At 31.2% G+C, this 4,479-nt stretch carries 7 protein-coding genes; all 7 read right to left on the bottom strand.

All coding sequences use genetic code 11. From position 1 onward, the window contains the following. Positions 1-386: 386 nt before the first annotated feature. Positions 387-560 (bottom strand): hypothetical protein, encoded by a 174-nt coding sequence (locus tag F6K22_RS17995; RefSeq protein ID WP_293100591.1) that lies wholly within the window; start codon positions 558-560, stop codon positions 387-389. Between the two features lie 15 nt (positions 561-575). Next, complete coding sequence (locus tag F6K22_RS17990) at positions 576-737, bottom strand: hypothetical protein (RefSeq protein WP_293100588.1); 162 nt, start codon at positions 735-737, stop codon at positions 576-578. A gap of 135 nt (positions 738-872) precedes the next feature. Further along, the gene (locus F6K22_RS17985; protein ID WP_293100585.1) at positions 873-2,207 is read right to left on the bottom strand and encodes a photosystem II assembly protein; all 1,335 of its coding nucleotides are present in this window, start codon (positions 2,205-2,207) and stop codon (positions 873-875) included. A 277-nt stretch (positions 2,208-2,484) separates the two neighbouring features. Then, the gene (locus F6K22_RS17980; protein ID WP_293100583.1) at positions 2,485-2,700 is read right to left on the bottom strand and encodes a hypothetical protein; all 216 of its coding nucleotides are present in this window, start codon (positions 2,698-2,700) and stop codon (positions 2,485-2,487) included. Between the two features lie 51 nt (positions 2,701-2,751). Beyond that, positions 2,752-2,949, bottom strand: coding sequence for a hypothetical protein (locus F6K22_RS17975; protein WP_293100580.1), 198 nt, complete (start codon positions 2,947-2,949; stop codon positions 2,752-2,754). Between the two features lie 318 nt (positions 2,950-3,267). Beyond that, complete coding sequence (locus F6K22_RS17970) at positions 3,268-3,507, bottom strand: hypothetical protein (RefSeq protein ID WP_293100578.1); 240 nt, start codon at positions 3,505-3,507, stop codon at positions 3,268-3,270. Between the two features lie 527 nt (positions 3,508-4,034). After that, complete coding sequence (locus tag F6K22_RS17965) at positions 4,035-4,274, bottom strand: hypothetical protein (RefSeq protein ID WP_293100578.1); 240 nt, start codon at positions 4,272-4,274, stop codon at positions 4,035-4,037. Positions 4,275-4,479 lie beyond the last annotated feature (205 nt).

Here is a 4,479-nt window from a genome sequence, read left to right as displayed (position 1 = left end):
TATAGTTATCTATATATATGATGTGAGCGATAGTTTAGTCTGAGGTATTGAGATTTTAGTAGGGTGATAAATTTGGGCAGTGGCAAATTTTATTGGGCAAAGTTGGGAAAGTTTTGAGTAGACTCTCTGATAAGAGTTGCCACAATATGTTTCAACGACTCCAATTTTCAATCTAAATCTTCTAGCAACTTTTCCACTAAGTTTTTTTATGGAGTAATATCTGAGATTCGCCGTTGGATTTTGTGGAGCATTTTTTCTAGATAGTTTTGGAAGTGGTTTGATCTTTTGGCAAGAATTATATAGTTATTTATTATGTGATGTGAGTCATAGTTTAATCTGAGGTATTGATATTTTAGTAGGGTAATAAATTTGGGCAGTGGCAAATTTTATTGGGGAAAGTCTGGAAAGTTTTGAGTAGAATATTTTATATCTATTGCCACAATATATTTAAACGACTCCAACTTTAAAACTAAATCTTCTAGCAACCCTTCAACTAAGTTTTTGATTGAGTAATATCTGAGATTCGCCGTTGGATTTTGTGGAGCATTTTTTCTAGACAAGTTTGAGAGTAATTTTTATCTTTTGACGAGAATTATATAGTCATCTATTCCATAGTATGAGTCATAATTTAATTTGAGATATTTATGTTTTAGTGGGTTGATAAATTTTGGCAGTGAAAGATTTTCTTGGGCAAAGTTGGAAAAGTTTTGAGTAGACTCTCTGATAAGAGTTGCCACAATATGTTTCAATCACTCCAATTTTCAATCTAAATCTTCTAGCCACTTTTCCACTAAGTTTTTTGATGGAATAATATCTGATATTCGGCGTTGGATTTTGTGGAGGATTTTTTCTAGATAGTTGAGGAAGTAGTTTTATCTTTTAGCTAGAATTATATAGTCATCTAATCCATAATTTGAGTCATGCTTATTTTCAAGATACTGTTTTTTTAATTTCTCCATATATTTTTGACGAGGTAAGTTTTCACTGGCAAATCTGGCATATTCAGCACCCTTAGTTGGCATTCTTTTACCAGTAGAAGTTAAATATTTGTACCAAACTAAGTTCAAACCCATATCTGCCATGAAATTTTCAATTAGTTTTTGTTCTTGGTCTAGATTTTCGCTAAATTCTAGATGATAATTAATAAAAATTTTTTTGCCTTGCACTATGATAATTACATAACCATCACTACTCAAACTTTCTTGAAATATTTTCCGATAAACCTCGAAAGACTTTCTCTTCTCTTTTGGATCGGCAAATAAACAGTGAGAAATAGTTATAACATCAAAAAAGCCTCGTGGTAAGACTTTAAATTGCTCATTGTATGTAAAAATATCAGTTGTATCAAATCGAAAATACAAATTAGTAGGCATTATTTGTTTTTCTATATATTGTCGCCAAAACTGAAGACCTCGATACTGAAACTGAGCTTGTTTTTCCAGAGAATAATAACAGATGTGCATAGGAGGAGTGGGAAAAAAACCACTACTACTTTGCAGAAATAAAGCTAGTCCATAAGCAACTGTTGCTGGACCAGCAGCAATATCTAATATATTAATTTTTGTTGGTAATAATCCACTTTTGTAGACAAGATACCAAGCTAAATAATTGCAATAAACATTATCTAAAAAGTATTTCATAAAATAAACGTGGGGAGTTAAATCAAAACCATAATCAGGATCGGCGCCACGCTTTAACCACTCTATATCTCTATGAGCTTTTTTTAGCTCTAGCTCTCGTTTTTTTTCAGGTATTCTTTCCAGTTCAGATTTAATATACTCTGCCAAACTTGATTCAAAATCGTCAAATATCCGTTCATCTATTCCAGTACATTGCAATAAATTTTCATCCTTTTCAATTAACTGAAACCTCTTGGTAACAAATTCAATAAATTTTGCTTCTGGAGTCAATATATAGTCATCCAGTCGCCTAATTACTGGCTCATCAAAATCAAGCTTTAATTCTAATTCATCTAATTTATCAACAGCTTTTCTCAGATGTTTACTTAAATTACCAATTTCTCTGTCTTTGTCATTTAAAGATTCTTGAAACTTCAGTTTATCTTGATATAACTTCTCTAAAGGAGATAATTTTGCTCCCGAATTTTCAATGGCTTTTAATATTTGATTTGCCAGAGAATTATTCCCTTGTTTTAGAGCCAACCAAAATTTGAGAGAACGCCAGAAATTTGTAATTTGATTATTCATTAGTAAACCATCCCTGAAATTATTTGATTTCTCAATCACTGAATATTTGTATTAACCTATCTGGGAACCTTTGAGAATTTTTCTGCCTTTGTCATTTTTAGATTCTGGAAACTCCCGGAGAATTTTCAATGACTTTTAGTCTGTAATTTGCCAGAGAATTATTTCATTGTTTTATGGCAAACCAAAATTTAAAATAACGCCAGAAATTTGTAATTTGATTATTCATTAGTAAACCATCCCTGAAATTATTTGATTTCTCAATCACTGAATATTTGTATTAACTTCTCTGGGAACTGTTGAGAATTTTTATGTCAAAATCATTTCTAGATTCCGGAAACTTCAGCTTATGTTGATACCACTTCTCCAAAGGAGATAATTTTGCTCCCGAATTTTCAATGGCTTTTAGTATTTGATTTGCCAGAGAATTATTTCCTTGTTTGAGAGCAAACCAACATTTGAGAGAACGCCAGAAATTTGTGATTTTATTATTCATCAGTAAATCTTACCTGAAATTATTTGATTTCTCGCACAGTTAGTATTTGTATCAACTTCTCTGATTTGCCAGAGAATTTTTCTGTTGATTAAATTGATGATTTTTTGGTCTTTGCCATTTCCAGATTACCGAAAATTCTGCTGAATTTTCAATAGCTTTTAGTATTTGATTTGCCAGAGAATTATTTCCTTGTCTGAGAGCAAACCAAAATTTGAGAGAACGCCAGAAATTTGTGATTTTATTATTCATCAGTAAATCTTCCCTGAAATTATTTGATTTCTCGCACAGTTAGTATTTGTATCAACTTCTCTGATAACTGCTGAGAATTTTTTGGTCTTTGTCATTTCCAGATTCCGGAAACTTCAGCTTATGTTGATACAACTTCTCTAAAGGAGATAATTTTACTCCCGAATTTTCCATGACTTTGAGTCTGTAATTTGCCAGAGAATTATTTCATTGTTTTATGGCAAACCAAAATTTAAAATAACGCCAGAAATTTGTAATTTGATTATTCATCAGTAAATCTTCCCGAAAATTATTGGATTTCTCAATCACTGAGCATTTGTATTAACCTATCTGGGAACCTTTGAGAATTTTACCCTTGATTAAATTGCTGATTTTTTTGTCTTTGTCATTTAAAGATTCCTGAAACTTCAGCTTATCTTGATATAACTTCTCTACAGGAGATAATTTTGCTCCCGAATTTTCAATGGCTTTTAATATTTGATTTGCCAGAGAATTATCTCCTTGTTTTAGAGCCAACCAAAATTTGAGAGAACGCCTGAAATTTGTAATTTGATTATTCATTAGTAAACCATCCCTGAAATTATTGGATTTCTCAATCACTGAATATTTGTATTAACCTATCTGGGAACCTTTGAGAATTTTACCCTTGATTAAATTGGTAATTTATCTGTCAAAATCATTTTCCGATGCCGGAAACTTCAGGAGAATTTTCCATGACTTTGAGTCTGTAATTTGCCAGAGAATTATTTCATTGTTTTATGGCAAAACAAAATTTGAAAGTACGCCATAAATTTGTAATTTGATTATTCATCAGTAAATCTTCCCCAAAATTATTTGATTTCTCAATCACTGAGCATTTGTATTAACTTCTCTGGAAACTGTTGAGAATTTTTATGTCAAAATCATTTCTAGATTCTGGAAACTTCAGGAGAATTTTCAATGACTTTTAGTCTGTGATTTGCCAGAGAATTATTTCATTGTTTTATGGCAAACCAAAATTTAAAATAACGCCAGAAATTTGTAATTTGATTATTCATCAGTAAATCTTCCCGAAAATTATTGGATTTCTCAATCACTGAGCATTTGTATTAACCTATCTGGGAACCTTTGAGAATTTTACCCTTGATTAAATTGCTGATTTTTTTGTCTTTGTCATTTAAAGATTCCTGAAACTTCAGCTTATCTTGATATAACTTCTCTACAGGAGATAATTTTGCTCCCGAATTTTCAATGGCTTTTAATATTTGATTTGCCAGAGAATTATCTCCTTGTTTTAGAGCCAACCAAAATTTGAGAGAACGCCTGAAATTTGTAATTTGATTATTCATTAGTAAACCATCCCTGAAATTATTGGATTTCTCAATCACTGAATATTTGTATTAACCTATCTGGGAACCTTTGAGAATTTTACCCTTGATTAAATTGGTAATTTATCTGTCAAAATCATTTTCCGATGCCGGAAACTTCAGGAGAATTTTCCATGACTTTGAGTCTGTAATTTGCCAGAGAATTATTTCATTGTTTTATGGCAAA

It is taken from the genome of Okeania sp. SIO2F4 (genome assembly GCF_010672385.1).
GTDB lineage: Bacteria > Cyanobacteriota > Cyanobacteriia > Cyanobacteriales > Microcoleaceae > Trichodesmium.
The sequence above is the reverse complement of the archived record's forward strand: the minus strand, read 5'-3'. Positions and strand labels throughout refer to the sequence as shown.

Excerpts from the sequence above, each read along its gene's own strand:
- F6K22_RS17980 (WP_293100583.1), bottom strand. The coding sequence starts at position 2,700 with ATGAATAATAAAATCACAAATTTCTGGCGTTCTCTCAAATGTTGGTTT.
- F6K22_RS17965 (WP_293100578.1), bottom strand. The coding sequence starts at position 4,274 with ATGAATAATCAAATTACAAATTTCAGGCGTTCTCTCAAATTTTGGTTG.
- F6K22_RS17985 (WP_293100585.1), bottom strand. The coding sequence starts at position 2,207 with ATGAATAATCAAATTACAAATTTCTGGCGTTCTCTCAAATTTTGGTTG.
- F6K22_RS17970 (WP_293100578.1), bottom strand. The coding sequence starts at position 3,507 with ATGAATAATCAAATTACAAATTTCAGGCGTTCTCTCAAATTTTGGTTG.
- F6K22_RS17975 (WP_293100580.1), bottom strand. The coding sequence starts at position 2,949 with ATGAATAATAAAATCACAAATTTCTGGCGTTCTCTCAAATTTTGGTTT.